Annotated in this window: 25 protein-coding genes; 6 read left to right on the top strand and 19 right to left on the bottom strand. The window is 73.2% G+C overall.

Translation table 11 applies throughout. From position 1 onward, the window contains the following. Nucleotide 1: 1 nt before the first annotated feature. The 3 genes from I4I81_RS15075 to I4I81_RS15065 all read right to left on the bottom strand — a co-directional run bounded on the left by I4I81_RS15075 (nucleotide 2) and on the right by I4I81_RS15065 (nucleotide 2,607). A complete protein-coding gene (locus I4I81_RS15075) occupies nucleotides 2-796 on the bottom strand; it encodes an MmyB family transcriptional regulator (RefSeq protein ID WP_218604330.1) in 795 nt (264 codons plus the stop codon). Nucleotides 797-850: 54 nt separating this feature from the next. Beyond that, nucleotides 851-1,306 carry an OsmC family protein gene (locus tag I4I81_RS15070; protein WP_218604331.1) on the bottom strand — a complete coding sequence of 152 codons (456 nt, stop codon included), beginning with the start codon at nucleotides 1,304-1,306 and terminating at the stop codon, nucleotides 851-853. Between the two features lie 191 nt (nucleotides 1,307-1,497). Then, nucleotides 1,498-2,607 carry an LLM class flavin-dependent oxidoreductase gene (locus I4I81_RS15065; RefSeq protein ID WP_218604332.1) on the bottom strand — a complete coding sequence of 370 codons (1,110 nt, stop codon included), beginning with the start codon at nucleotides 2,605-2,607 and terminating at the stop codon, nucleotides 1,498-1,500. 211 nt (nucleotides 2,608-2,818) lie between these two features. Between I4I81_RS15065 and I4I81_RS15060 the strand changes: the two genes are divergently transcribed. Genes I4I81_RS15060 through I4I81_RS15040 form a run of 6 tightly spaced genes read left to right on the top strand, consistent with a single transcriptional unit; the run spans nucleotide 2,819 to nucleotide 7,770 of the window. Continuing rightward, nucleotides 2,819-3,706: an ABC transporter ATP-binding protein gene (locus I4I81_RS15060; protein WP_218604333.1), complete on the top strand. Its 888-nt coding sequence runs from the start codon at nucleotides 2,819-2,821 to the stop codon at nucleotides 3,704-3,706. Continuing rightward, on the top strand, nucleotides 3,703-4,413 hold the full coding sequence (locus I4I81_RS15055) for a hypothetical protein (RefSeq protein WP_218604334.1): 711 nt from the start codon (nucleotides 3,703-3,705) through the stop codon (nucleotides 4,411-4,413). Before I4I81_RS15060 ends, I4I81_RS15055 begins: the two co-directional genes overlap by 4 nt. A 10-nt stretch (nucleotides 4,414-4,423) precedes the next feature. After that, the gene (locus tag I4I81_RS15050; protein WP_218604335.1) at nucleotides 4,424-5,014 is read left to right on the top strand and encodes a TetR/AcrR family transcriptional regulator; all 591 of its coding nucleotides are present in this window, start codon (nucleotides 4,424-4,426) and stop codon (nucleotides 5,012-5,014) included. Then, nucleotides 5,007-5,735, top strand: a complete 729-nt coding sequence (locus I4I81_RS15045; RefSeq protein WP_218616117.1) for an N-formylglutamate amidohydrolase — start codon at nucleotides 5,007-5,009, stop codon at nucleotides 5,733-5,735. Before I4I81_RS15050 ends, I4I81_RS15045 begins: the two co-directional genes overlap by 8 nt. A gap of 51 nt (nucleotides 5,736-5,786) precedes the next feature. After that, entirely contained in the window at nucleotides 5,787-5,849 is a 63-nt protein-coding gene (locus tag I4I81_RS31595; protein WP_372453719.1) for a putative leader peptide, read from the top strand. A gap of 40 nt (nucleotides 5,850-5,889) precedes the next feature. Beyond that, complete coding sequence (locus I4I81_RS15040) at nucleotides 5,890-7,770, top strand: FAD/NAD(P)-binding protein (RefSeq protein WP_218606254.1); 1,881 nt, start codon at nucleotides 5,890-5,892, stop codon at nucleotides 7,768-7,770. A gap of 137 nt (nucleotides 7,771-7,907) precedes the next feature. Here I4I81_RS15040 and I4I81_RS15035 read toward each other — a convergent pair whose 3' ends face one another. The 16 genes from I4I81_RS15035 to I4I81_RS14970 form a co-directional block, all read right to left on the bottom strand. Then, nucleotides 7,908-8,147: a hypothetical protein gene (locus I4I81_RS15035; protein ID WP_218616116.1), complete on the bottom strand. Its 240-nt coding sequence runs from the start codon at nucleotides 8,145-8,147 to the stop codon at nucleotides 7,908-7,910. Between the two features lie 108 nt (nucleotides 8,148-8,255). Continuing rightward, the gene (locus I4I81_RS15030) at nucleotides 8,256-9,365 is read right to left on the bottom strand and encodes a YeiH family protein (protein ID WP_218605535.1); all 1,110 of its coding nucleotides are present in this window, start codon (nucleotides 9,363-9,365) and stop codon (nucleotides 8,256-8,258) included. Then, the gene (locus I4I81_RS31185) at nucleotides 9,365-9,499 is read right to left on the bottom strand and encodes a hypothetical protein (protein WP_267460880.1); all 135 of its coding nucleotides are present in this window, start codon (nucleotides 9,497-9,499) and stop codon (nucleotides 9,365-9,367) included. The genes I4I81_RS15030 and I4I81_RS31185 overlap by 1 nt, the downstream gene beginning before the upstream one ends. Then, complete coding sequence (locus I4I81_RS15025; RefSeq protein WP_218605536.1) at nucleotides 9,492-10,400, bottom strand: sulfite exporter TauE/SafE family protein; 909 nt, start codon at nucleotides 10,398-10,400, stop codon at nucleotides 9,492-9,494. The genes I4I81_RS31185 and I4I81_RS15025 overlap by 8 nt, the downstream gene beginning before the upstream one ends. Nucleotides 10,401-10,610: 210 nt before the next feature. Further along, nucleotides 10,611-11,498 (bottom strand): ABC transporter permease, encoded by an 888-nt coding sequence (locus I4I81_RS15020; protein ID WP_218605537.1) that lies wholly within the window; start codon nucleotides 11,496-11,498, stop codon nucleotides 10,611-10,613. Continuing rightward, nucleotides 11,482-12,285, bottom strand: a complete 804-nt coding sequence (locus tag I4I81_RS15015; RefSeq protein ID WP_218605538.1) for an ABC transporter ATP-binding protein — start codon at nucleotides 12,283-12,285, stop codon at nucleotides 11,482-11,484. Before I4I81_RS15015 ends, I4I81_RS15020 begins: the two co-directional genes overlap by 17 nt. A gap of 31 nt (nucleotides 12,286-12,316) precedes the next feature. After that, complete coding sequence (locus I4I81_RS15010; RefSeq protein ID WP_218616115.1) at nucleotides 12,317-13,393, bottom strand: ABC transporter substrate-binding protein; 1,077 nt, start codon at nucleotides 13,391-13,393, stop codon at nucleotides 12,317-12,319. Nucleotides 13,394-13,497: 104 nt separating this feature from the next. Beyond that, complete coding sequence (locus I4I81_RS31180; protein ID WP_267460835.1) at nucleotides 13,498-13,620, bottom strand: hypothetical protein; 123 nt, start codon at nucleotides 13,618-13,620, stop codon at nucleotides 13,498-13,500. Between the two features lie 226 nt (nucleotides 13,621-13,846). Further along, nucleotides 13,847-14,599 (bottom strand): sirohydrochlorin chelatase, encoded by a 753-nt coding sequence (locus I4I81_RS15005; RefSeq protein WP_218603752.1) that lies wholly within the window; start codon nucleotides 14,597-14,599, stop codon nucleotides 13,847-13,849. A gap of 2 nt (nucleotides 14,600-14,601) precedes the next feature. Further along, the gene (locus I4I81_RS15000; RefSeq protein ID WP_218603753.1) at nucleotides 14,602-15,861 is read right to left on the bottom strand and encodes a sulfate adenylyltransferase subunit 1; all 1,260 of its coding nucleotides are present in this window, start codon (nucleotides 15,859-15,861) and stop codon (nucleotides 14,602-14,604) included. Next, nucleotides 15,861-16,763 (bottom strand): sulfate adenylyltransferase subunit CysD, encoded by a 903-nt coding sequence (cysD, locus tag I4I81_RS14995; RefSeq protein WP_218603754.1) that lies wholly within the window; start codon nucleotides 16,761-16,763, stop codon nucleotides 15,861-15,863. Before cysD ends, I4I81_RS15000 begins: the two co-directional genes overlap by 1 nt. Beyond that, a complete protein-coding gene (locus I4I81_RS14990) occupies nucleotides 16,760-17,464 on the bottom strand; it encodes a phosphoadenylyl-sulfate reductase (protein ID WP_218603755.1) in 705 nt (234 codons plus the stop codon). Before I4I81_RS14990 ends, cysD begins: the two co-directional genes overlap by 4 nt. Then, nucleotides 17,461-17,607 (bottom strand): PDDEXK family nuclease, encoded by a 147-nt coding sequence (locus I4I81_RS14985; RefSeq protein ID WP_226363951.1) that lies wholly within the window; start codon nucleotides 17,605-17,607, stop codon nucleotides 17,461-17,463. Before I4I81_RS14985 ends, I4I81_RS14990 begins: the two co-directional genes overlap by 4 nt. Then, nucleotides 17,604-19,268: a nitrite/sulfite reductase gene (locus I4I81_RS14980; protein WP_218603756.1), complete on the bottom strand. Its 1,665-nt coding sequence runs from the start codon at nucleotides 19,266-19,268 to the stop codon at nucleotides 17,604-17,606. The genes I4I81_RS14985 and I4I81_RS14980 overlap by 4 nt, the downstream gene beginning before the upstream one ends. Nucleotides 19,269-19,501: 233 nt before the next feature. Next, nucleotides 19,502-20,713, bottom strand: a complete 1,212-nt coding sequence (locus tag I4I81_RS14975) for a molybdopterin molybdotransferase MoeA (RefSeq protein WP_218603757.1) — start codon at nucleotides 20,711-20,713, stop codon at nucleotides 19,502-19,504. Continuing rightward, nucleotides 20,713-22,842: a molybdopterin-containing oxidoreductase family protein gene (locus I4I81_RS14970; protein ID WP_218603758.1), complete on the bottom strand. Its 2,130-nt coding sequence runs from the start codon at nucleotides 22,840-22,842 to the stop codon at nucleotides 20,713-20,715. Before I4I81_RS14970 ends, I4I81_RS14975 begins: the two co-directional genes overlap by 1 nt. Nucleotides 22,843-22,850 lie beyond the last annotated feature (8 nt).

The following is a 22,850-nucleotide window of genomic DNA, read 5'->3' as shown; positions in this document are numbered from 1 at the left end:
GTTACGCGCGCTGCCGCAGATACTCGGCGGTCGCGGCGTCGGCGGGGAAGAACGACTCGATGCAGACCTCGTCGAGGGTGACGTCGAGCGGGGCGCCGAGCACGGCGACGGTGGAGAAGAACGTCAGCTCCTGGTCGGGATGGCGCAGCCGCAGCGGCAGCACGATCCGGTCGCGGGGCTGGGCCGCCGGGTCGAGGCCCTGGACCCGGCAGAACTCCACGGCCTCGCCGAGGATCGCCCGCAGGCCCGTCGTCGCCGACCGCTCCGACTGTCGCCGCACCCGCGAGACCAGGTGTGCCGCGTACTCCGGCAGGTCGACGACGTGCGGTGCGAGCCCGCGCGGGTGCAGGGCGAGCCGCAGGATGTTGACCGGCCCCGCGAGCAGGTCCGGGTCGACCAGCTCGGTGAGCACGCCGACGGAGACGTTGGCGGCCAACAGGTTCCACATGCCGTCGACGAGGACGGCGGGGTAGGGCGTGTGCCCGTCGAGCACCCGCTGCAGTGACGCGCGGACCTCGGTCAGCTCGGCGTCGTCGAGGCCGTGGTGGGTGTAGGCCGGGGCGTAGCCGGCGGCCGTCATCAGCTCGTTGCGGGCGCGCAGCGGCACGTCCAGCTCCTCCGACAGGTGCAGGACCATCTCCCGGCTCGGCTTCGACCGGCCGGTCTCCAGGAAGCTGAGGTGCCGTGCGGAGACCTCGGCGGCGAGGCCGAGGTCGAGCTGGGTCAGCCGACGGCGGCGCCGCCAGTCGCGGAGCAGGGAGCCGAAGGCCGACGCCGAGGTGGTCGCGGTGGTCATGGGCCGACGCTAGCGACCACCGCGACGCGGTTCGATGACCTCAGGGGTAAGACATCAGGCGGGCTTGACCTGCGTCCAGTCGTTGGTGATCTTCACACCGGCGCGGGCGAACAGCACGCTGACCGGGCAGCGGCGGGCGGTCTCGTCGCGCAGCGTGTCGAACTGGTCGGCGCTCGCGTCGGTGGTGATCTCCGCGGTGATGACCAGGTTCTGGAACGTGGCGTCCGCGGTGCCCTTGCCCGTGGTCATGACGGTGGGGTCGAAGTCGGACGAGACGTCGAACCTGACGGCCTCGATCGTGATGCCGAGCTCCTGGGCCACGATCGACGAGGTGACCTGGTTGCACGAGCTGAGCGAGGCGAGGGTGTAGGCCAGCGGGCTCGGGTGGGCGTCCTGCCCGCCGAACGCCTCGTAGGCGTCGGTCTCGATGACGTAGTCGGCGCCCTTGACGGAGACGGTCTGCGCGACGCCGGTACCGGCACCGCTCACGGCGAAGTTGACGAGAGGCATGGCTGTGCTCCAGGGGTGGTGCGAATGAGGGGAGGGACGGACCGGATCAGCGACAGCTGGAGGAACCCAGGCGCATCAGGTCGACGTGCAGGCGGCGCACGAGACCCGGATCGATCGTCACGGTTGCACAGTCAACCGGGTCCACCGGAGATGCGCCACACGCGATGGGATGGCGCACGTCCGGTGAACCGTCAGGCGGGCACGGCCGAAAGCTGCGCGTCCCGACGCGCGACCTCCGCGCGGACCAGCGGGATGACCTCGCGGCCGAACTCCTTCGCGTCCTCCAGCAGGTCGTAGCCCCGTGCGGAGAGGATGCGGACGCCCAGGTCGTAGTAGTCCAGCAGGGCCGCGGCGACCGTCTCCGGAGTGCCGACGAGCGCCGTGGAGTTCCCGGCCCCGCCCGTCGCCTGCGCGGTGACCGTCCACAGGGCCCGGTCGTGCCGCTCGCCCTGCGCGGCGACGGCGAGCAGCCGCTGCGAGCCCGCGTTCTCCGGGTCGGTGAGCTTGTGGCGGCGGGTGAGCGCCGACGTGCCGCCCTGCGTCCGGTCCTGGATCCGGGCGACGGTGGCGTACGCCTTCTCCCACGCCTGCTCCTCGGTGCGGCCGAGGATCGGGCGGAACGCCACCTGGAACCGCGGCGCCTCCCGGCCCGCGGCGCGGGCGAGGTCGGTGATCGTCGCGATCTGCTCCGCGGTGCCGGCCAGCGGCTCGCCCCACAGCGCGTAGACGTCGGCCTCCTCCGCGCCCACCCGGTAGGCCGCGGCCGACGACCCGCCGAACGAGATCTGCGGCCGCGGCTGCTGGAACGGCTCGACGTCGAGCACGAAGTCGTCGAAGGAGTAGTGCTCGCCGTGGAAGTCGAACGGCTCGCGCTGAGTCCACGCCTTCTTGTAGATCTGGATGGCCTCGCGGGTGCGGGCGTAGCGCTGGTCCTTGGGCAGGGTGTCGCCCTCGCGCTGCTGCTCGTGGTCGTTGCCGCCGGTGATCACGTGCAGCGTGAGCCGGCCGCCGCTGATCTGGTCGAGCGTGGCCACCGTCTTCGCCGCGAACGTCGGGTGGGAGACGTTGGGGCGGTGGGCGAGCAGCAACTGCAGCCGGTCGGTGTTGCACGCGATCAGGGCGGCGGCCTGTGCGGGATCGGGGCTGCCCGAGCCGTAGGCGGTGAGGACACGGTCCCAGCCGGTGTCCTCGTGCGCCCTGGCGAGGGCGAGCGTGTAGTCGCGGTCGAAAGCGGGTCCGGTGCGGACGTCGGTCTCGGAGCCGTTGTGGGTGGCGCCGATGCCGAGGAACTCGACGGGCATGGGGGTCCTTCCGTGGCGGGGGTGGGCGGCCGGTCAGCGGCGGCCCGGACACCCCGCCGACCACACGCGACCGAGGTCGACGTGCCGTCGGCTCACCAACGGGACCCGGACGGACATGCACTCCACTCCAGCACCGGGACCGGGGAGCGTCAACCGACCAGTCATCTGACCGCTCGGTCAGGTAAGCTACCGATCGGTCAGAGGAGGAGAGATGATCCAGGTACGCGGCCTGACGAAGCGCTTCGGCGAGGTGACCGCCGTCGACGACCTGACGTTCGACGTCACACCCGGGGCGGTCACCGGGTTCCTCGGCGCCAACGGCGCGGGGAAGTCCACGACGATGCGGATGGTGCTGGGACTCGACGCGCCCACCTCCGGGACGGCGACGGTCGCGGGCCGGCCGTACCGGGAGCTGGCCTCGCCCGCCCGGGAGGTGGGGGCGCTGCTCGACCCGCGCTGCATGCACCCGGGCCGCACCGCCCGTGCCCACCTGCGCTGGATGGCCGAGGCCGCCGGGCTCCCGCGGGCGCGGGTGGAGGAGGTGCTGGGCCTGGCCGGGGTCGCGGACGCGGCAGGGCGGCGGATCGGCACGTTCTCGCTCGGCATGCGCCAGCGCGTCGGGATCGCCGGGGCGCTGCTCGGCGACCCGGACGTCCTCGTCCTCGACGAGCCGCTCAACGGGCTCGACCCCCAGGGCATCGCGTGGGTCCGCACGCTGCTCCACGACCTCGCCGCGCAGGGCCGCACCGTGTTCGTCTCCAGTCACCTGTTGCACGAGATGGAGGCGACGGCGCAGCGGGTCGTCGTGATCGGGAAGGGTCGGCTGATCGACGCGCTCGAGGTCTCCGCGCTGCGCGGTCGCACCACCACGGTGCACACGCGGGCCGTCGACGCGGGGGAGACCCACCGGCTCGGCACGCTCCTCACCGGGGTGGGGGCGCGGGTCTCCACCACCGACGACGGGCTCGCCTGCCACGGCGTCGGCGCCGACGACATCGGCCGGCTCGCGCGGCGGCACGGCATCGCCCTCGGCGCGCTCACCGTGACGGCGAGTGGGCTGGAGGAGTCCTTCCTGGCCCTCACATCGGAGAAGTCATGACCACCGTCCGCTCGGAGACCATCAAGTTCACCTCCGTCCGCTCGCTCCCGGTCCTCGCGGGGGCGGCGGTGCTCGCGGCCGTCGCGACCGCGCTGCTGTTCCTCGTCAGCCTCCCGGTCACGCAGGGCGCCACCGCCGCGGAACTGACGCCGGCCGAAGTGCTCGGCGTGGCCCTGCTCGGTCTCGACGCCGCGGCGCTCGTGCTGGTCGTCGCGGCGGCCTCGTTCGCCGGGTCGGAGTACGCCACGGGGCTCGTGCAGGCGACCCACCTGCTGACGCCCCGGCGCGGGCGGGTGCTCGTGGCCAAGGCGGTGGTGGTGACGGTCGTCGCCACCGGGGTGGCGGCCGTCGCGGCGGTGCTGTGCGTGCTGGTCGGGACCGCGTTCGGCGGCGGGTTCGACCTGCGCCCGGTCGCCGGGTCGGCGCTCACCCCCGTCTTCCAGGCGCTGGTCGCGCTGGCCGCGGCGACGGCGCTGCGCAGCACCGGGGGCGGGGTCGTCGCGGCCCTCGTGCTGATCGCATCGCCGACGGTCGCGGGGTGGATCCCGGGTGTCGACCTACTGGTCCCGCTGCTGCCCACCGCCGCGCTGCACGGCATCTCGGGAGCCGAGGGGGGCGGGGCGCTGCCAGGCGCACTGTCGCTGCTGGCCTGGCTGGGGGTCCTCGGCTCGCTGGCGCTGCACCGGCTCCGCACCCGGGACGTGTGAAGATCCTGCCGTGAGCGACCGGCCCCGCACCTTCACCGAGCAGGCGCGCCGCCGCCAGATCATCGACGGCACCATCGAGCTGGTCGCCGAGCGCGGCTACGCGGGCACGTCGCTGTCCGCGATCGCGGCGCGGTCGGGTATCTCGAAGGCGTCGGTGCTCTACCACTTCGCCAGCAAGGACGAGGTGGTGGCGGCGACGTTCGCCGACGTCGTCGACGGGTTCGTGGCCGACGTCGGTGCGGCGGTCGACGCGGCCGACGGACCGGAGGCGATGCTGCTGGCCTACCTGCACTCCTCGCTCGCGCACCTGCGCGCCCATCCCGCGCGGATGAAGGTGCTGGTGGAGGGCCTGGTGGCCGACCGGGACGCCCCGGCGCCGGGGTCTCCTGCGGCGGCGAGCCGCTGGCAGGCCGTCGCCGGGATCCTGGCCGACGGGCAGGCGGCCGGGGTGTTCCGTGCGTTCGACCCGCGCGCGCTGGCCGTCATCGTCTCCGGGGCGCTGGACGCCGTCGCGGCCGAATGGCTCGGCGATGCGGCGTTCGACCTCGACGCGGCGGCGGCCGAGCTGGAGACCGCGGTGCTGCGGATGCTGCGTGGGTGATCCCCGGAGCCCGGTCCTGCTGCACGTCCCGCACGCCGGGACGCGGATCCCGGCCTGGACCCGTCCCCACCTGCTGCCCGACGACGCCGCTCTGGCCGTCGAGATCGCCGCGCTGACCGACCACCGCACCGACGCCGTCGCCGCGTCCGCCGCCGCCGCCGCCCGGGTGCCGCCGTGGGTGCTGGTGAACCCGGTGTCGCGGTTCGTCGTCGACGTGGAGCGCTTCCCGGACGACCGCGAGGAGATGGCGGCCGTCGGGATGGCCGCGGTCTACACCCACGGCACGCGCGGGCAGCGCATCCGGGCCGACGACGCGGCCCACCGCGAGGCCCTGCTCGCCGCGTTCTACGCACCGTGGGCATCCGCGGTGGAGGAGGCCGTCACCGGCCGCATCGCGGCCACCGGGCGCTGCGTGCTGCTCGACGTCCACTCCTACGCCACCGCCCCCCTGCCCTACGAGCTGCACGCTTCCGGGCCCCGCCCACGCATCTGCCTGGGCACCGATCCCGTCCACACCCCGCCCTGGTTGGTCGACGCGGCGCGGACGGCGTTCGGCGCCGACGTCGCGCTGGACACCCCGTTCTCCGGCGCCTACGTGCCCCTGTCGCGGTACGGCGTCGACGCGCGGGTGAGCGCGCTGATGGTCGAGGTCCGCCGCGACGTCCCCGACGCCGGCGTCGTCGCGGCACTGACCGCGCTGATCGACGCCGTCGGGGCGTGACGGCCGTCCGATCCACTGGCCGCCCCGTGCCTCCCGCCGTACGGTCGGGGGATGGGTACACCTCTCGTGCGCAGGCGGCACGTCGACCTGTGCCGCACGAGTGCCGCGCTGTAGGAGCCGGACGTCGTCCGCCCCCTTCCGAGCTGAGGACCCCATGACCTCGTCCATCGCGATCGTCGGCGCCGGCCCCCGTGGTGCGGGGGTGCTCGAGCGCCTCGCCGCGAGTGCCCCCGAACTCCACCCCGAGGGCCTCGACGTCCACCTGATCGACCCCTACCCCGCCGGGGCCGGGCGGATCTGGCGGCACGCGCAGTCGCCGCTGCTGGCCATGAACTCGATGGCCGCCGACGTCACGATGTTCACCGACGACTCCGTGGTCTGCGACGGCCCGGTCGTGCCCGGTCCGTCGCTGTGGGACTGGGTCCGGACGGGCCCCGAGGTCGATCCCGAACTGGTCGACGAGCTCGCGGCGGTCACCGCGGCCACGTTCCCCAGCCGCCGCCTGCAGAGCGCCTACCTCGCGTGGGTGCTGCAGCGCGTGATCGACGGGCTGCCCGACGGGATGCGCGCCCACGTGCACCGCACCCGCGCCACCGGGCTCACCGAGGACGGCGAGACGCAGATCGTGCACCTCGACGGCTCCCCGCCGCTGCGCGTCGACTCGGTGGTGCTCGCGTCCGGCCACCTCGACGCCACCCCGACCGCCGACGAGGTCGCCATCGCCACCCGCGCCGCGGAGCACGGCCTGCGCTACCTGCCGCCCGAGCAGACCACCGACTCCGACCTGTCCGTGCTCGCGCCGGGTGAGACCGTGATCGTGCGCGGGATGGGGCTCGCGTTCGTCGACCTCGTCGTGCTGCTCTTCGAGGGCCGCGGCGGCAGGTTCACCGACGACGGCGGGTATGTCGCGTCGGGGGAGGAGCCACGCGTGGTCGTCGGGTCACCGCGCGGGTCGACCTACCACTCCAAGACCCACTACGCGCTCCGGGCCGGGCGCCCGCCGCTGCCGCGCTTCTTCGGGCCCGCCGCGGTCGACCCGCTGATCGCGGCCGGTGACGTCGACCTGCGGGTGCAGGCCTGGCCGCTGATGGCCAAGGAGATCGCCTGGGGCTGGTACCACGAGCTGTTCCTCGGCCACCCCGACGCGGTCACCGTGTCGTGGGCGGAGTTCGCGGAGTCCTACGCCCCGCTCGACTGGGACTCCCCGGCGATGCTCGCCCTGCTGCGCGACAGCGTGCCCGACCCGGTCGACCGCATCGACTTCGCCGCGCTCGACCGACCCCTCGACGGCCTCAGCGCCCCCGATCTCGCGTCCCTGCAGCCGCTGGTGCGCGCGCGGATCGAGGAGGACCTGCGCCAGCACGTCGACGACCGGCACACCGCGCACCTCGGTGCGTTCGTCGCGATGCTGTCGGTCTACGGCGAGACCACGCGGCTGGCCGGATCGCTGTCGGCGCGCTCGCGGGCGTCGGACATGGGGTGGTGGCAGAGCTTCTTCAACTCCGTGGCCAGCGGACCGCCCGGGTTCCGGGTGCGTCAGCTGCTCGCGTTGTCGCGTGCCGGGTTCGTCGAGTTCCTGGGCGCGGGGATGTGGGTCGACATCGCCCCGGATGAGCTCGGCAGGGTCGCGTTCGCCGCCGGCAGCGCGACCCTCGCCGACGCCGAACCGGTGCGCGCGACCGCGCTCGTCGACGCGCGCCTGCCCGACCCGAGCGCCGCGCGCACGAGCGACCCCCTGCTCGCCGACCTGGTGCGCCGCGGCGGCGTGAGCGAGGACGTCCTGATCGACGCCGACGGCACCGTCCTGCGCAACACCGGCCTGATCCGGGTGCGGCCCGAGGACGGCGCGCTGGTGGACGTCGACGGTGCGGTGCATCCGCGACGGTTCGCGGTGGGCCCGCACACCACGGTGAAGGTGGCGGGCGCGTTCACCCGGCCCGGCATGAACGCCCAGAGCCTGCGCTACAACGACGCGATCGCCCGCGCCGTGCTGCGCAGCCTCCCCGCCGGACGGGGTGCCTCCGCCGCGGCGTGAGCCCGACCGCACCGTCGTCGCCGGGACCGCACCGCTGTTGCGACGCCGGTGCGGTCGACACGACGGCGGTGCGGTGCGATCCCTGCGCGGCCCGTCGGTGTGCACCTCGTCGAGCGCCCGCGGCGACCGGCGCCGGGTCAGCCGAGGTGCGGGTGCCGGTGCAGGGCGCTGCGCGCCATGGCCAGCTCGTGCGCCATCTCGGCGGCGATCAGCTCGGCGTGCAGGTCGATGTTCTCCCCGGCCTGGTTGCCGTGCAGCGCGAGGGCGCGGTGGCGGCGGACGAGGTCCTCGAGCGAGTTCAGCAGCCGGTCGGCGATCCGGCGGCGGTTCTCGTCCCGGGTGGGGGCGGGGGTTCGGGCGATGGTGGTCTCGGACATGGGGTGCTCCTGGAGTGGGGGTGTCGGGCGGACCGGGGCTGTCGGCCGGCCCGACACCGGGCACTCGCGTCGTGGCAGTGGTCGCGGTCGAGCCGCCGGGTGAGCACGTCACGCCCCGCCGGAGAACCCGGAGAAGAGCACGACGGCCAGACCGAGGCCGACCAGCAGGTTCACGACGGTGGCGCTCGCGAACACCCCGACCGGCCGCCAGCCCGCGTCCTTGAGCGGGGCGACGCGGAACTCCAGGCCGATCGAGACGAACGCCAGGATCAGGAAGATCGTGCGTAGGTCGTTGACCGTCGAGATGTAGGGCTTGGCGACGTCGGAGCCGACCGCGCCGATGTAGAGCGTGGCGATGATCGACGCGGCCAGGAAGCCGAGGACGAACTTCGGGAAGCGCTCCCACAGCTCGCGGGCCTTCGGGCGGGCCGAGTCGGCCGTGCGCTCGACCGTGAAGGCGAAGTACGCCGTCAGCGCGACGGCGACGACCCCGAGCAGCGCGTTCTGCGTCGTCTTGACGATGGTGGCGATCTGCAGCGCCTCCTCGCCGACGATCGCCCCGGCCGCCGACACCGCGGCGGTGGTGTCGATGTTGCCGCCGATCCACGCCCCGGCCACCGGGGTCTCCAGCCCGAGCCAGCCGACGGCGGCGGGCAGCAGGAAGATCGACGGCAGCGCGAAGATGATCACCATGCTGGCGGTGTAGGCGAGCTGCTCCTTCTTCGCCTGCACCGCGCCCGCGGCCGCGATGGCCGCGCTCACGCCGCAGATGGAGACCGCGGAGGCGAGCAGCGCGCGCAGCTTGTCGTCGAGACCGAGCCGCCCGCCGAGCCACCAGGTGAATCCGAACACCACCGTGATCAGCACGACGGCCTGGACGATCGCCGGGCCGGCCGCGCTGACGATCACCGCGACGTTGATCGACGCACCGAGCAGGACGAGCCCGGTCTTGATGAAGAACTCGGTGCGGAACCCGCCCGAGAGCCTCTCCCGCACGCCAAGCTGGGTGAGCACGACGTTGCCCAGCAGGCCGAACACGATCGCGTACACGGGGTACTCGACGGCTCCGGCCACCTCGCCGAACGCGGTGCCCTCGGTGAGGTCGGGGACGTTCTGCTCCAGGTACCGGACGATCCCGCCCAGCAGCAGGACGACGGCGACGCCGCCGATCGCCCAGCCGACGCCCGGGCGGGCGTCGGTCTTCTCCGCGGTGCTCATCAGGGCACCAACCAGGCGGGGATCACGCCGGTCAGCACCAGCGCGAGGATCAGCAGGCCCACGGCCGTGGCGAGCCAGTCCTCGTTGAGCGCGAGTCGCCGTTGCGCCCGCACGCCCTCGTCCGGCTCACTCACGGCCGGCCTCCGCCAGCTCCGGCTCGCCGACGGGTTCGCGGTCGGCGTTGCGGAACTTCGAGACCGCGATCGCGACCGCGGCCACCCAGATGCCGACGACGAACAGGTAGGTCGTGGTGCTCGCCCAGCCGCTGATGTCGAGCGCCCGCAGGATCGTCCGCGTGTTGGTGAGGACGATGATGCCGCCGACCGCCGTGCCGAGGATCGGCGCGGGGATCTTGGTGACCAGCCACGCGGCCAGCGGCGCGGCCAGCACGCCGCCGATCAGCAGGCCGCCGATCGTCGCCGGGTCGAGCACCGCGGTGCCCAGCCCGATCAGGAAGCCGATGCTCGCGGCCACCGCGACGAGGAACTCCGAGGTGTCGACGGAGCCGATGACGGTGCGCGGCGCGGTCCTCCCCGCCGTGAGCAGTGCGGGCGTGGCCACCGGGCCCCAGCCGCCGCCCCCGGAGGCGTCGACGAAGCCCGCCACGAAGCCGAGCGGGGACAGGAACTTCGCCCCGTGCGGTGAGGTGCGCGCGGTGGCGACCTTCGGCGGCCGGATCGAGAAGCGCGCCAAGATGTAGACGCCCAGCGCGAGCAGCACACCGGACATGTACGGGGCGGCCTCGTCGGTGGCCAGCGCCGACAGCACCGTGGCGCCGAGGAACGCCCCGATCGCGCCGGGCACGCCGAGGCGCAGGACGAGCTTCCAGTCGACGTTGCCGAAGCGCCAGTGCGAGGCGCCCGCGGCGAGCGTGGTGCCTACCTCGGCGAGGTGCACCGACGCGCTGGCGGTGGCCGGGTTGACCCCCGCGATGAGCAGGAGCGAGGTGGACGTGACGCCGTAGGCCATACCGAGGGCGCCGTCGACGAGTTGGGCGCCGAAGCCCACGAGGGCGAAGACGATGAGGGTGCGCATGACGGAGGAACTCCAGAGCGGGGAGGACGACGAGGGGCTGACCCGGGCGGACCGGTGGTCAGCGACAGAGCTCGTCGAACGCGTGCACGCGACGGGAGGGCCAGAACGGCTCCAGGTCCCGGTGCGACGCCATCACTCCATCGTGCGCGGCGGATCCGGACGGGACAACAGGGTGTCCGCCCGTCGGGATCCGTACCGAATGTCCGGACCTCATGCGGGCGTGGCCAGGCCCCGGGTCTGCAGCACCCGGCGCTCCAGCGGTTTGAAGACCAGCAGCTCGATCCCCACGCCGACGATCAGGATCAGCACGATCGCCGAGATCACCCCGGCGATGTTGTTCACGTCGCTGCCCTGCTTGAGGTACGCGCCCAGGCCGACGCCGAGCTGCGGGGACGTCGCGATGATCTCCGCGGCCATCAGCGAGCGCCATGCGAACGCCCAGCCCTGCTTGCAGCCCTGCAGGTACCCGGGCAGGGCGGCGGGCAGCAGGATCAGCCGGGCCGACGCCAGCCGGCCCGCGCCCATCACGTCGCCGACGCGGCCCAGGATCGGCGGGACCTGGTCGATGCCGGAGACCAGCCCGTTGGCGATCGAGGGCACCGAGCCCAGCAGCACCACGAAGTAGATCGTGGCGTCGGTGAGGCCGAACCACAGGACGGCGGCCGGCACCCACGCCACCGACGGCAGGCTCTGCATGCCACTGAGCACGGGCCCGATCGCGGTGCGCACGAACGGGACCTTCGCGACCAGCAGCCCGAGCGGGGTCGCGATCGCGACCGCGACGAGGAAGCCGATGATCGCGCGTCCGACCGAGGTCCAGGTGATCGACCAGATCGACCCGTCGACGACGATCTCGCCGAACTGCTCGGCCACGGCACCCGGGGCCGGCAGCTTGAACTCCGGGAAGATCGCCGACGCCCACAGCACCTGCCAGGCCACGATGACGACGACGAGCGTCAGTACCGGCGGCACCGTGGTGGCCAGCGCCCGGCGCCACAGCGGCGTGCGGGTGACGGTGGGGGTGTCGAGCGCGTCGAGCCCGGCGACCGCGTCGGCGTCGGAGGACGGGGTCCGGAGGGTCTCAGGCGGCGCGGCCATGCGTCGAGATCACCTCCCGCAGGTGGTCGGTGATCTCGCCGGTCAGGGCGCGGCGGTCGGCATTCCCGGTGAGGTCCCACTCCTGCACGACGGTGCCCGGACGCGACGACAGCAGTACGACACGCTGCCCGAGCCGCACCGCCTCGCGCACGTCGTGGGTGACGAAGACGACCGCGGTGCCGGTGGCCCGCCACACCCGTTCCAGCTCGCCCTGCAGGACGTCGCGGGTGATGGCGTCGAGAGCGGCGAACGGCTCGTCCATCAGCATCAGGCGGCTGCCCTGCCCGGAGCCGTCCGAGGTGGTGTCGACCGAGGTGGCCGCGAGCGCGCGGGCCAGTGCCACGCGCTGGCGCATGCCGCCGGACAGCTCGTGCGGACGCTTGGCGGCCTGCCCGTCGAGCCGGACCAGCTCGAGGAGCTCCTGCGCGGTGTCGCGGCGGGCCGAGCGGCCCACCCCGGCCAGGCGCAGGGGCAGCTCGACGTTGCGCACCGCGGTGAGCCACGGCAGCAGCGCGGGCTCCTGGAACATGACCGCGGGCCGGTCCGTCGCGACGTCCACCGTGCCGCGGGTCGGGTGGTCCAGCCCGGCGAGCATGTTGAGCAGCGTCGTCTTGCCGCAGCCCGACGCCCCCAGCAGGCAGAGGAACTCGCCCGGTTCGACCCGCAGGTCGACCCCGGTGAGCGCGGTGACGGCGCCCGCCCCCGTGCCGAAGACCTTCGTGACCCCCGTGAGCTGCGCGGCGGGTCGGGTGGGGGCTTCCTGGGTGCGGTCCAGCGTGGCGGTCATCTCGTCCTCAGTGTGGTGGTGTGTGCCGGGATCAGGGTGTGTCGAGCCCGGCGGCGTCGACGGGCTGTTGCCCGGCGGCTCCCAGTTCGGCGTTGAGCGGTGCGACGTCGACGAACCCGGACAGGTCGGTGAGCGAGTCGGTGATGCCGGCGTCGAGGCTGTCCTGCGCGAGCTGCGGGAACGTGGCGGCCAGCGGGTCGGTGGAGAAGGTGAGCTCGCCGAACGCGCGGTCGATCACCGGGTCGGCGAGCCGGTTGCCGGTGATCGCCTCGATGCCGTCGTTGACGATCGTCTTCGCGCGCGTCGGGTCGGTGGCGGCGAGCTCGGTGGCGGCGATGTGCCCGCGGATCAGGGCGCGGACGGTGTCGGGGTAGGACTGCAGGAACTCGGTGGAGACCAGCAGCACGGTGGTGGGGAAGTGCCCGCCGTCCCACAGCTCGCGCTCGTCGAGCAGCACGCTCGCCCCGGCGTCGAGGACCAGGCGGGAGCTCCACGGCTCCGGCAACCACGCACCGTCGACCTCGCCCGCGCGGAACGCGTCGAGCGTGCGCGGGTTCTCCAGGTTGGCGATCTGCACCTGGTCGGGGTTCGGGCCGACGGTGAGGCCCTGCTCCTTGAGCCACACCTTCAGCGCGATGTCCTGGGTGTTGCCGAGCTGCGGGGTGGCGATGGTGGTGCCGCGCAGCTGGTCGGGCGAGGTGATGTCGGGCCGGACGACGAGCTGGGCGCCGCCGTCGGTGGCGCCGGCGACCAGGCGCACCGCGGCGCCGTCGGACTGGGCGAACGCGTTGATCGCCGGGCCGGAGCCGATGAAGGTGGCGTCGATCGAGCCGCCGAACAGCGCGTTGACGGCCTCGCCGCCCGCGTTGAAGTTCTGGACGGTCAGGGCGGTGTCGCCGAGCTCGGCGACGAACAGGCCCTCCTTGTCGCCGATGATCGCGGCGGCGTGGGTGACGTTCGGGAAGTAGCCCAGCCGTAGCTCGGCGGCGGTGCCGCCGGCGACGGGCGCGGCCGCGGAGTCGGGTGCGGGCTCCGCGCGGGAGCAGCCGGCGAGGGCGAGCGCGGCGGTGAGGGCGAGGACGAGGGATCGGGTGAGCGGGCGTGCCATCGGGGGTGGTCCTTCTTCAGGGGGCGCGGCAGGCCGTCGGGATCGGCGCGCGCCGGGACGAGGGGGGTGCGGACGCGAAGGGGTCCGCGGGGTGGATCAGGGGCTCAGCGACAGAACTCGTCGAACGCGTGGCCGCGCCGGGACGGCCAGAAGCGTTCGAGGTCGGTGGCGAGCGGGGATTCCGGGACCGTGGACCTGCGCAGCGCGCACGGCTCGGTCGGCATCACCGTTCCATCGTGGGCGGTGCGATCGCGGGGAACAAGGGAGGCATCCGGCATGCAGGATCAGCCGCCGAATGTCCGGTCATAGCCTGGTTCGCCACCGGATGACGGCCTGACCTGGGCCGATGTACCCGACGGTGCCGCAGATGGGCAGCCGTTGCTCCGAACGGACGAACCGCGCCGTCACATACGTCCGGACGTGAGACGCGACACCGTCCCGGTGGGCGGGTGATCAGCCGACGAGCCGGCCCCGTTCGGCCGGTACCGCCGCGGCGGCCCAGCGATCGGCCACCACCGCGGCGACGCTCGGGTGGTCGGCCAGCGGCCCCGCGACGACGGCCGTCGGGTCGGTGGCGAGCGCGTCGCGGGCCATGCGGTCGGGCAGCAGACCGGGAGCGAGGATCCACGGGGCCACCGCCACCCGCCGGGCGCCCGCGGCCCGCACCGAGCGGATCGCGTCCGGCACCGTGGGCGTCGTCGCCGTGGCGAACGCCGCCCGTGCCGCGGCCCAGCCGAACCGCGCGGCCCAGCGCTGGGCGATCCGGTGCACGGCGTCGTTCGCGGGGGCGTGCGACGACCCGATCGCGGCGACCACGACCCCCAGGTCCGGGTCGTCGAGGCGACCGGCGACGGCGGCGAGCCGGTCGAGTGCGGCGTCCTCCAGGCGGGGGTCGCCGCCCAGCACCTCGGCGGTGCCGATCGCGAGCCCGGGGTGGCGCCGCGCGGCCTCCGCGACCGCGCCCGGCACGTCGACGCGGGCGTGGAAGGCGTGCCCGAGCAGCAACGGGACCACGACGGCGCGGTCGTGGACGCCGTCGACGGCGGCGAGGACGTCGGGCAGCCGGGGTGCGGACAGGTCGAGGAAGCTCAGCCGCACGTCGAGGTCGGGGCGCCGGCGGCGCACCTCGTCCATCAGCGCCGCGACGGCGGCGGCCGACCGCGGGTCGCGGCTGCCGTGGGCGACCGCGACGAGCGCAGCCTCCACGGCTAGTCGGCCAGGGTGAGCGGGTTGCCCACCAGACCCGCCGCCAACGTGTTGCCCGTCGGCGGGTCGATGAGCAGGAAGCTGCCGCCGGTGCGGATGTCGGCGTAGTCGTCGACCGGGAGGGCGTCGGCGGTGCGCAGGGACACCCGGGCGATGTCGTTGATCGCCAGCGTCTCCGGGGCGCCGACGTAGGCGATCGTGTCGGTGTCGAGCCGGTCGCCGAGCGCGCCGACGATCACCTGCGTGGTGCGGGCGCCGTGCTTGAGCAGCAGCCGCGCCCCGGGGCGCAGCGGCTTGTCGGAGAGCCAGCACAGCGTGGCCTCGAGCTCGTTGGTGACGCGCGGGGGGGCGTCGGCGGCGGCCAGGACGTCGCCGCGGGCGATGTCGATGTCGTCGGCGAGCCGGATCGTGACGCTGCGGCCGGCGCCGGCGAGCTCCAGCGGGCCGTCGGCGGTGTCGACCGACTCCACGGTGGTGCGGTGCCCGCCCGGCAGGACCACGATCGCGTCGCCGGGGCGGACGGTGCCGGACGCCACCTGTCCGGCGTACCCGCGGTAGTCGGTCGCGTGCTCGCGGATGACGTACTGCACCGGCAGCCGGAACGGGGCGTCGGCCTCGGGCGGGGTGACCGGCACCGACTCCAGGTGCCCGATCAGCGTCGGACCGTCGTACCAGGGGGTGTGTTCCGAGCGCTCGACCACGTTGTCCCCGACCAGCGCGGAGACCGGGATCGTCACGACCGACTCGAAGCCGAGGGACCGCGCCAGCTCGGCGAAGTCCTTGCCGATCGCGGTGAGCACGGCCTCGTCGTAGCCGACCAGGTCGATCTTGTTGATGCACAGCACCAGCCGCGGGACGCGCAGCAGTGCCAGGACCGCGGCGTGCCGGCGGGTCTGCTCCACCACGCCGTAGCGGGCGTCGACCAGCAGCACGGCCAGCTCGGCGGTGGACGCGCCGGTGACGGTGTTGCGCGTGTACTGCACGTGGCCGGGGGTGTCGGCCAGCACGAACTCGCGCGTGGGCGTGGAGAAGTAGCGGTAGGCCACGTCGATGGTGATGCCCTGCTCGCGCTCGGCGCGCAGGCCGTCGACCAGCAGCGACAGGTCGGGCGTGGACAGGCCCTTGTCGACCGATGCGCGCTGCACGGCCTCGATCTGGTCGGCCAGCACCGACTTGGTGTCGTAGAGCAGCCGCCCGACGAGCGTGGACTTGCCGTCGTCGACGGAGCCCGCGGTGGCGAAGCGGAGCAGGTCTTTCGTCATCAGAAGTAGCCCTCGCGCTTGCGGTCTTCCATGGCGGCCTCGGACATCCGGTCGTCGGCGCGGGTGGCCCCGCGCTCGGTGAGCCGACTGGCCGTGACCTCGGCGATGATCTCGTCGAGCGTGCCGGCGGTGGACTCGACGGCGCCGGTGCAGGAGCCGTCGCCGACGGTGCGGTAGCGCACCGTCCGCTCCTCCAGCGCCTCGCTGCCCCGCGGTCCACCCCATGGCCCCTCCGCGAGCCACATGCCGTCGCGGCGGAACACCTCGCGGCGGTGCGAGAAGTAGATCGACGGCAGCTCGATCTCCTCGCGCTGGATGTAGCGCCAGACGTCGAGCTCGGTCCAGTTGCTGATCGGGAACACGCGGACGTGCTCACCGGGGGCGTGCCGGCCGTTGTAGAGGTTCCACAGCTCGGGGCGCTGCGAACGGGGGTCCCAGCGGCCGAAGCCGTCGCGCAGGGACATGATCCGTTCCTTGGCCCGGGCGCGCTCCTCGTCGCGACGCCCGCCGCCGAACACCGCGTCGTACCTGTGCTCGACGATCGAGTCGAGCAGCGGCACGGTCTGCAGCGGGTTGCGGGTGCCGTCGGGGCGCTCGGTGAGGCGCCCGTCGTCGATCCAGTCCTGGACGTGCGCCACCTCGAGGCGCAGCCCCTTCTCCGCGACGATCCGGTCGCGGAACTCGATGACCTCGGCGTAGTTGTGGCCGGTGTCGACGTGCAGCAGCGGGAACGGCACCGGCGCGGGCGCGAACGCCTTGACGGCGAGGTGCACGAGCAGTGTGGAGTCCTTGCCACCGGAGAACAGGATCACCGGGCGGTCGAACTCGCCCGCGACCTCGCGGAAGATGTGGATCGCCTCGGACTCCAGTGAGTCGAGCGCGTCCATCACGGGAACCGTCATGCCGGGTGCAACCCACATTCGATCTTGGCGGTACCGGCCCACCGGCCGGATCGGGGATCGGCGCCGGGCGCCGGCTTCGCGGTGCACGGCGCGCAGCCGATGCTCGGGTAGCCCTCGGCGACCAGCGGGTTGACGAGGATCCCGTTCGCCGCGATGTAGGCGTCCATGTCCTCGTCGCTCCACGGCGCGATCGGGTTGATCTTCACCAGCCCGAACTTGTCGTCGAACTGGATCAATGGGGTGTTCGCGCGGGTCGGGGCCTCGACGCGGCGCACGCCGGTGACCCAGGCGTCGTAGCCGGCGAGGGTCTCCTGCAGCGGCTCGACCTTGCGCATCGCGCAGCACGCCCCCGGGTCGCGGGCGAAGAGGTCCTTGCCGAACTCGAGATCCTGCTGCGCCACCGAGCGCCGGGCCGTCGCGTTGACGATCCGCACGTCGTGGACCTGCTCCACGGCGTCGCGGGTGCCGATGGTCTCGGCGAAGTGGTAGCCGGTCTCCAGGAACAGCACGTCGACGCCGGGGGCGGCCTTCGCCGCGAGGTCGACGAGCACCGCGTCCTGCATGTTCGACGCGACGATCAGCCTCGGGCCGAACGTCTCCGCCGCCCAGGCCAGGAGCAGCTGCGCCGAGGCGTCCGGCCCGAGGTCGGCGGCACCGCGCTCGGCGATGCCCCGCAGGTCGGTCTCCGTCGCAAGGCTCATGAAGGCACTCCGATCCCGATCATCTTCAGTGTGAACGTGCGCAGGCACGCCCGGCAGTACCACGCGCCGTGCGCGGCCTCAGCCGGCCGGAGGTCCTCGTCGCCGCAGTACGGGCAGTAGAACGGGACGGCCCGCTCGCTCACTTCAGGTCGTCCTCGTCCGCGCGCAGCACCCACTGCGCGAAGCGTTCGTCGCCCTCGCGCTGCGCCGCGAAGCGCCGCACGACCCGGTCGACGTAGTCGCCCAGCTCCGCACTGGTGACCTTGAGCCCGCGCAGCTTGCGGCCGAACCCGGAGTCGAGCCCCAGCCCGCCGCCGAGATGCACCTGGAAGCCCTCGACCTGGTTGCCGGCCGCGTCGGTGACGACCTGGCCCTTGAGCCCGATGTCGGCGACCTGCGTGCGGGCGCAGGAGTTGGGGCAGCCGTTGAGGTGGATGGAGATGGGGTGTTCCGGCACGACGTCGGCGAGGCGCTTCTCCAGTTCCTCGACCAGCCGGATCGCCCGCTCCTTGGTCTCCACGATCGCGAGCTTGCAGAACTCGATGCCGGTGCAGGCCATCGTCGCGCGCCGCCACGGCGACGGGTCGGCCTGCAGACCCAGGGTGTTGAGCTGCGTGACGAGGGCGTCGACATGGGCGTCGGCGACGTCGAGGACCACGATCTTCTGCTGCGCGGTGAGCCGGACGCGGCCCGAGCCGGCCTTCTCGACGGCGTCGGCCAGTGCCACCAGGATCGTGCCCGAGACGCGGCCGGACGCGGGGGCGACCCCGACGTAGTTGCGGCCGTCGACCTGCTTGTGCACGCCGACGTGGTCGATCGGGTGCTCCGGCGTCGGCGGCGCGTCCCCGTCGATCAGCCTGCGGCCCAGGTACTCGTCCTCCAGGACCCGGCGGAACTCCTCGACGCCCCAGTCGGCGACGAGGAACTTGATGCGGGCGCGGTGGCGCAGCCGGCGGTAGCCGTAGTCGCGGAACACCGAGATGATCCCGGCCCACACGTCGGGGACCTCGTCGAGCGGCACCCACGCGCCGAGCCGCTGCGCGATCTTCGGGTTGGTGGACAGCCCGCCGCCGACCCAGACGTCGAAGCCGGGGCCGTGCTCCGGGTGCACCGAGCCGATGAACGACACGTCGTTGATCTCGTGCGCGACATCCTGCTGCCAGGAGATCGCCGACTTGAACTTGCGCGGCAGGTTCGAGAACTCGGGGTTGCCGACGTACGTCGCGACGATCGCGTCGATGGCGGGCTGCGGGTCGAGCACCTCGTCGGCGGACACCCCGGCGACGGGGGAGCCGAGCACGACGCGCGGGGTGTCGCCGCACGCCTCGGTGGTGACCATGCCCAGACCCTCGAGCTTCGCCCAGATCGCCGGCATGTCGACGACGTCGATCCAGTGGTACTGGATGTTCTGCCGGTCGGTGACGTCGGCGGTGTCGCGGGCGTGGTCCTGGCTGATCTCGCCGAGCGCGCGGAGCTGCTCGGTGGTGAGCGCCCCGCCGTCGAGCCGGACGCGCAGCATGAAGTACGAGTCGTCGAGCTCCTCGGGCTCCAGCGCCGCGGTGCGGCCGCCGTCGATCCCGGGGCGGCGCTGCGTGTAGAGGCCCCACCAGCGCATCCGGCCCCGCAGGTCGGCGGGGTCGATCGAGTCGAAGCCGCGCTTGGCGTAGACGTTCTCGATGCGCGCGCGGACGTTGAGCCCGTCGTCGTCCTTCTTGGTGCGCTCGTTCGGGTTCAGCGGCTCGCGGTGGCCCAGCTTCCACTGGCCCTCTCCGCGCTTGCGCTTCACAGGTGTGGTGGGGGGCACGACGGCAGCCTCCGGCTGGATGCAGCACGCGGCGCAGGGTGATGGCGCGGCGCGTCGGGAACGGATCGGGAGGGGCGGGGTTCAGCGCGCGCTGCGACAGATGGCGCTGCAGACGCGCTGCAGGTCGACGTGGCGGCGTGCCACGAGACGCAGCGCCAGGGCCCGGATCACCCGCTCAGGGTGCCACTTGTCCGGCCACCGGCACCATCGGCGTCCGCATGCTGGGAGGCGGCTCACACGGCGAGTCGGCCGTCGTGCTCCACCACCGGCCCGGCCCCGGCCCAGCCGGGACGCTCGACGGGCTGCACCACGACGGTCTCGCCGTCCTCGTGACCTGCGCATCCGGCGTCGATCCGCAGGACGGCGTCGGCCCGGGAGAGCGCCGTCTGGGAACCGGCACCGCGGGCGAGGGGCACCGCGGTGCCGTCCCCGGGCAGGGCGACGAGGACGTACTCCTCGACACCCGGCCGGCTCGGGACCGCGCTGCACAGCCGGGCCGCGACGGACGGGCGCCGCTCGGGACACCGCCCCTGCAGGTCGGCCAGCAGCGGGAGGGCGAACAGTTCGACGGCCAGCGCGGCCGCGGCGGGGTAGCCGGGCACGCCGACGACGGGCACGGACCCCCCGTCCTGGAGCACGCCGAGCAGCACGGGGTGCCCGGGACGCATGGCCACCCCGTGCACGACGACCGCGCCGAGTCCGCGCACCACGCCCGCCGTGTGGTCGTCGCGGCCCGCGCTGGAACCGGCCAGCACCAGCACCAGGTCGCAGGACCGGGCGGCCGTGCCGACCGTGTCGGAGATCCGGTCCGGGACGTCCGGCTGGATCGCGGTGACGCGGACGTCCGCGCCCCACGTCCGCAACGTCGCGGCGAGCATGATCGAGTTGGTGTCGAGCAGCTCACCCGGCGCCAGGTCGGAGCCCAGCGGGCGCACCTCGTCGCCCGTCGGGACGATCGTGACGACCGGGCGGCGCCGCACGTCGAGCGTGCGGTGGCCACCCGTCGCCGCGGCGGCGAGGTCGGCCGGGCGCAGCACCCGCCCGGCCGCGACGAGCTCCGCCCCCGCCCGGACCGACTCGCCGACCGGACGGACGTGCTGCCCGGCGGGGACCGGGCCGGGCAGCGTCACCGTCCCGTCGGGACGGCGGCGCAGGTGCTCCCGCATCACGACGGCGTCGCGACCCGGGGGCAGTGGGTCGCCGGTGTCGACCACCTCGAAGCAGCCCGCCGCGACGGAGCCGGACGCGGTGTCCGCGGCCGTGACCGCGATCCCGTCCATCGCCGAGCAGGGCACGGCGGGGGCGGACAGCCGGGCCAGCACCGGCCCGGCCGTGACGCGCCCCGCCGCGTCCTGCACGGGGACGGGATCGGTGCCGAGCAGGGACGGGCCGCCCAGTGCGGCCCGCCACAGCGCGGACGCGGCCCCGGCGGACGGGCTGCTCATCAGACGACCTCGACCTCGACGCGGGTGTCGGAGAAGGTCGGCGCGTTGCCCAGGTCGGCGAAGCGGAACGGGTTGACGGCGTTGACCGTCGACTGGTCCTTCGCGTTCTTGCGCCACACGCCCATCGGCGACATCGCCACGCCCGGCGCGATGTCCTCGCTGATCTCCGCGAGCGCGATGTACTGCCCGCGGTCGTTGAAGACCCGGACGTACTGCCCGTTCGAGATGCCGCGCTCCTCGGCGTCCTGCGGGTGCAGGATCACCGACTGCTCGCCCTGGACGCGCTTCTGCTTGTCCTGGTCACCCGCGCTGGAGTTGACGAACGCGTGCGACTTCGGGGAGATCAGGTTGAGCCGGTAGCCGCCGTCGGCGGTCTCGCGCGGCGGGACGTAGTGCGGCACCGGGTCGACGTACTCGCCGGGCTGGTGGTCGTTGCTGCCCTGGCGGAACAGCGGCACGACGAAGTTGTTCTCGATCGAGGACCTGAACTCCGTCTTGCCCGACGGCGTCGGGAAGTTGCCCTCCGCGTGCGGGGCGTACTCGTCGGGGCCGGGCAGGTTGAGCCGGGCCCAGCCGGACTCGCGCAGCGACTCCAGGGTGATGCCCTCCATCGCGGGGGCGTCCCAGTCGTAGGCCTCGGCCATCATCTCGTCGTCGGTGCGGGTGAAGCAGGGCTCGGTGTAGCCCATGCGCGCGGCGAGCCTGCGGAACAGCTCGGTGTTGGGGATCGCCTCGCCCAGCGGCTCGATCGCCGGCTCGTTGTAGGTGATGTAGAAGTGGCCCCAGCTGAACATGAGGTCCTTCTGCTCGAGCTGGGTGGTGGCGGGCAGGACGATGTCGGCGTAGCGCGCGGTGTCGGTCAGGACGTGGTCGCTGACCACGGTGAACAGGTCCTCGCGGGCGAGCCCGGCGGCCATCTTGTCCTGCTCCGGGCAGACGACGAGCGGGTTGGAGTTGTAGACCATCAGCGCGTTGATCGGCGGGTCCAGCTCCATCTCGCCGTTCAGGGCGCGGCCGAGCAGGTACTGGTTGACGACGCGCGTGCCCGGCGTCTGCAGCTCGGGGTGCATGTGCGCGCCCCAGTTGACCGGGTGCGCCCACAGCGGCAGCTGCAGCAGGCCGCCGCCGACGTTCTTCCAGGCGCCGACGAGCGCGGGCAGGCAGGCGATCGAGCGGACGGTCTGGCCACCGCCCGCGTGCCGCTCGATCGCGACGCCGATGCGGATCATCGACGGAGCGGAGGTCGCGTACTCCCGGGCCAGGGTGCGGATGTCCTCGGCCGGGATGCCGGTCTGCTCCGACGCCCACTCCGGGGTGTGCTCCTGCACGCGCTCCGTGAGCTCCTCGTAGCCCACGGTGTGGTCGCGGATGTAGTCCTCGTCGGTGAGGCCCTCGGTGATGATCACGTGCATCATCGCCAGGGCGAGCGCGCCGTCGGTGCCGGGCCGGATCGGGATGTGCCAGTCGGCGCGCTTCGCGGTGCGGTGCTTCATCGGGTCGATGACGACGACCTTCGCGCCGCGCTTCTGCGCCTCGGCGACGAACGGCCACAGGTGCAGGTTCGTCGAGACCATGTTGCAGGCCCAGATGATGATGTAGCGGGAGTGCACGAGGCTCTCCGGGTCGACGCCCGCGGTGGCGCCGATCGTCATCGTGTACGCCGTGCACGCACCGGAGTCGCAGTACGTGCGCTCGGAGACGGTGGCACCCATCTTGTTGAAGAACGGGTCGCCGACGTTGAGGCCGTTGAGGATGCCCTGGGTGCCGAGGTAGCTCACCGGCATGACGGACTCGGGGCCGTGCTCGTCGATCGTCGAGCGGAAACGCAGGGCGATCTCGTCGAGCGCGGTGTCCCAGCTGATCTCCTCGAACTGCCCACTGCCCTTCGGGCCGGTCCGCCGCAGCGGGTGCAGGATGCGGTCCGGGTTGTAGACCTTGTCCGGGTAGTTGTTGACCTTGACGCAGAGGCCGCCGTTGGTGAACGGGTGGTCGGGGTCACCCCGCACCCCCGTGGCCTTGCCGTTCTCCACGGTCACGAGCATCGCGCAGGTGTCCGGGCAGTCGTGCGGGCACGCGGCCCGCACGGTGGTGGTGACGTCGGTGAGGGGGATGTCCTCGATCGCGGTCATCGCTGCAT

Origin of the sequence: Pseudonocardia abyssalis (assembly GCF_019263705.2) — a bacterium.
GTDB lineage: Bacteria > Actinomycetota > Actinomycetes > Mycobacteriales > Pseudonocardiaceae > Pseudonocardia > Pseudonocardia abyssalis.
Note: the sequence above shows the minus strand (reverse complement) of the source record. Positions and strands in the feature narration are given on the sequence as shown.

What these genes read in the sequence shown, in the direction of transcription:
- I4I81_RS15075 (WP_218604330.1), bottom strand. Translation starts at nt 796, where the DNA reads ATGACCACCGCGACCACCTCGGCGTCGGCCTTCGGCTCCCTGCTCCGC.
- I4I81_RS15070 (WP_218604331.1), bottom strand. Translation starts at nt 1,306, where the DNA reads ATGCCTCTCGTCAACTTCGCCGTGAGCGGTGCCGGTACCGGCGTCGCG.
- I4I81_RS15065 (WP_218604332.1), bottom strand. Translation starts at nt 2,607, where the DNA reads ATGCCCGTCGAGTTCCTCGGCATCGGCGCCACCCACAACGGCTCCGAG.
- I4I81_RS15060 (WP_218604333.1), top strand. Translation starts at nt 2,819, where the DNA reads ATGATCCAGGTACGCGGCCTGACGAAGCGCTTCGGCGAGGTGACCGCC.
- I4I81_RS15055 (WP_218604334.1), top strand. Translation starts at nt 3,703, where the DNA reads ATGACCACCGTCCGCTCGGAGACCATCAAGTTCACCTCCGTCCGCTCG.
- I4I81_RS15040 (WP_218606254.1), top strand. Translation starts at nt 5,890, where the DNA reads ATGACCTCGTCCATCGCGATCGTCGGCGCCGGCCCCCGTGGTGCGGGG.
- I4I81_RS15035 (WP_218616116.1), bottom strand. Translation starts at nt 8,147, where the DNA reads ATGTCCGAGACCACCATCGCCCGAACCCCCGCCCCCACCCGGGACGAG.
- I4I81_RS15030 (WP_218605535.1), bottom strand. Translation starts at nt 9,365, where the DNA reads ATGAGCACCGCGGAGAAGACCGACGCCCGCCCGGGCGTCGGCTGGGCG.
- I4I81_RS15025 (WP_218605536.1), bottom strand. Translation starts at nt 10,400, where the DNA reads ATGCGCACCCTCATCGTCTTCGCCCTCGTGGGCTTCGGCGCCCAACTC.
- I4I81_RS15020 (WP_218605537.1), bottom strand. Translation starts at nt 11,498, where the DNA reads ATGGCCGCGCCGCCTGAGACCCTCCGGACCCCGTCCTCCGACGCCGAC.
- I4I81_RS15015 (WP_218605538.1), bottom strand. Translation starts at nt 12,285, where the DNA reads ATGACCGCCACGCTGGACCGCACCCAGGAAGCCCCCACCCGACCCGCC.
- I4I81_RS15010 (WP_218616115.1), bottom strand. Translation starts at nt 13,393, where the DNA reads ATGGCACGCCCGCTCACCCGATCCCTCGTCCTCGCCCTCACCGCCGCG.
- I4I81_RS15000 (WP_218603753.1), bottom strand. Translation starts at nt 15,861, where the DNA reads ATGACGAAAGACCTGCTCCGCTTCGCCACCGCGGGCTCCGTCGACGAC.
- cysD (WP_218603754.1), bottom strand. Translation starts at nt 16,763, where the DNA reads ATGACGGTTCCCGTGATGGACGCGCTCGACTCACTGGAGTCCGAGGCG.
- I4I81_RS14990 (WP_218603755.1), bottom strand. Translation starts at nt 17,464, where the DNA reads ATGAGCCTTGCGACGGAGACCGACCTGCGGGGCATCGCCGAGCGCGGT.
- I4I81_RS14975 (WP_218603757.1), bottom strand. Translation starts at nt 20,713, where the DNA reads ATGAGCAGCCCGTCCGCCGGGGCCGCGTCCGCGCTGTGGCGGGCCGCA.
- I4I81_RS14970 (WP_218603758.1), bottom strand. Translation starts at nt 22,842, where the DNA reads ATGACCGCGATCGAGGACATCCCCCTCACCGACGTCACCACCACCGTG.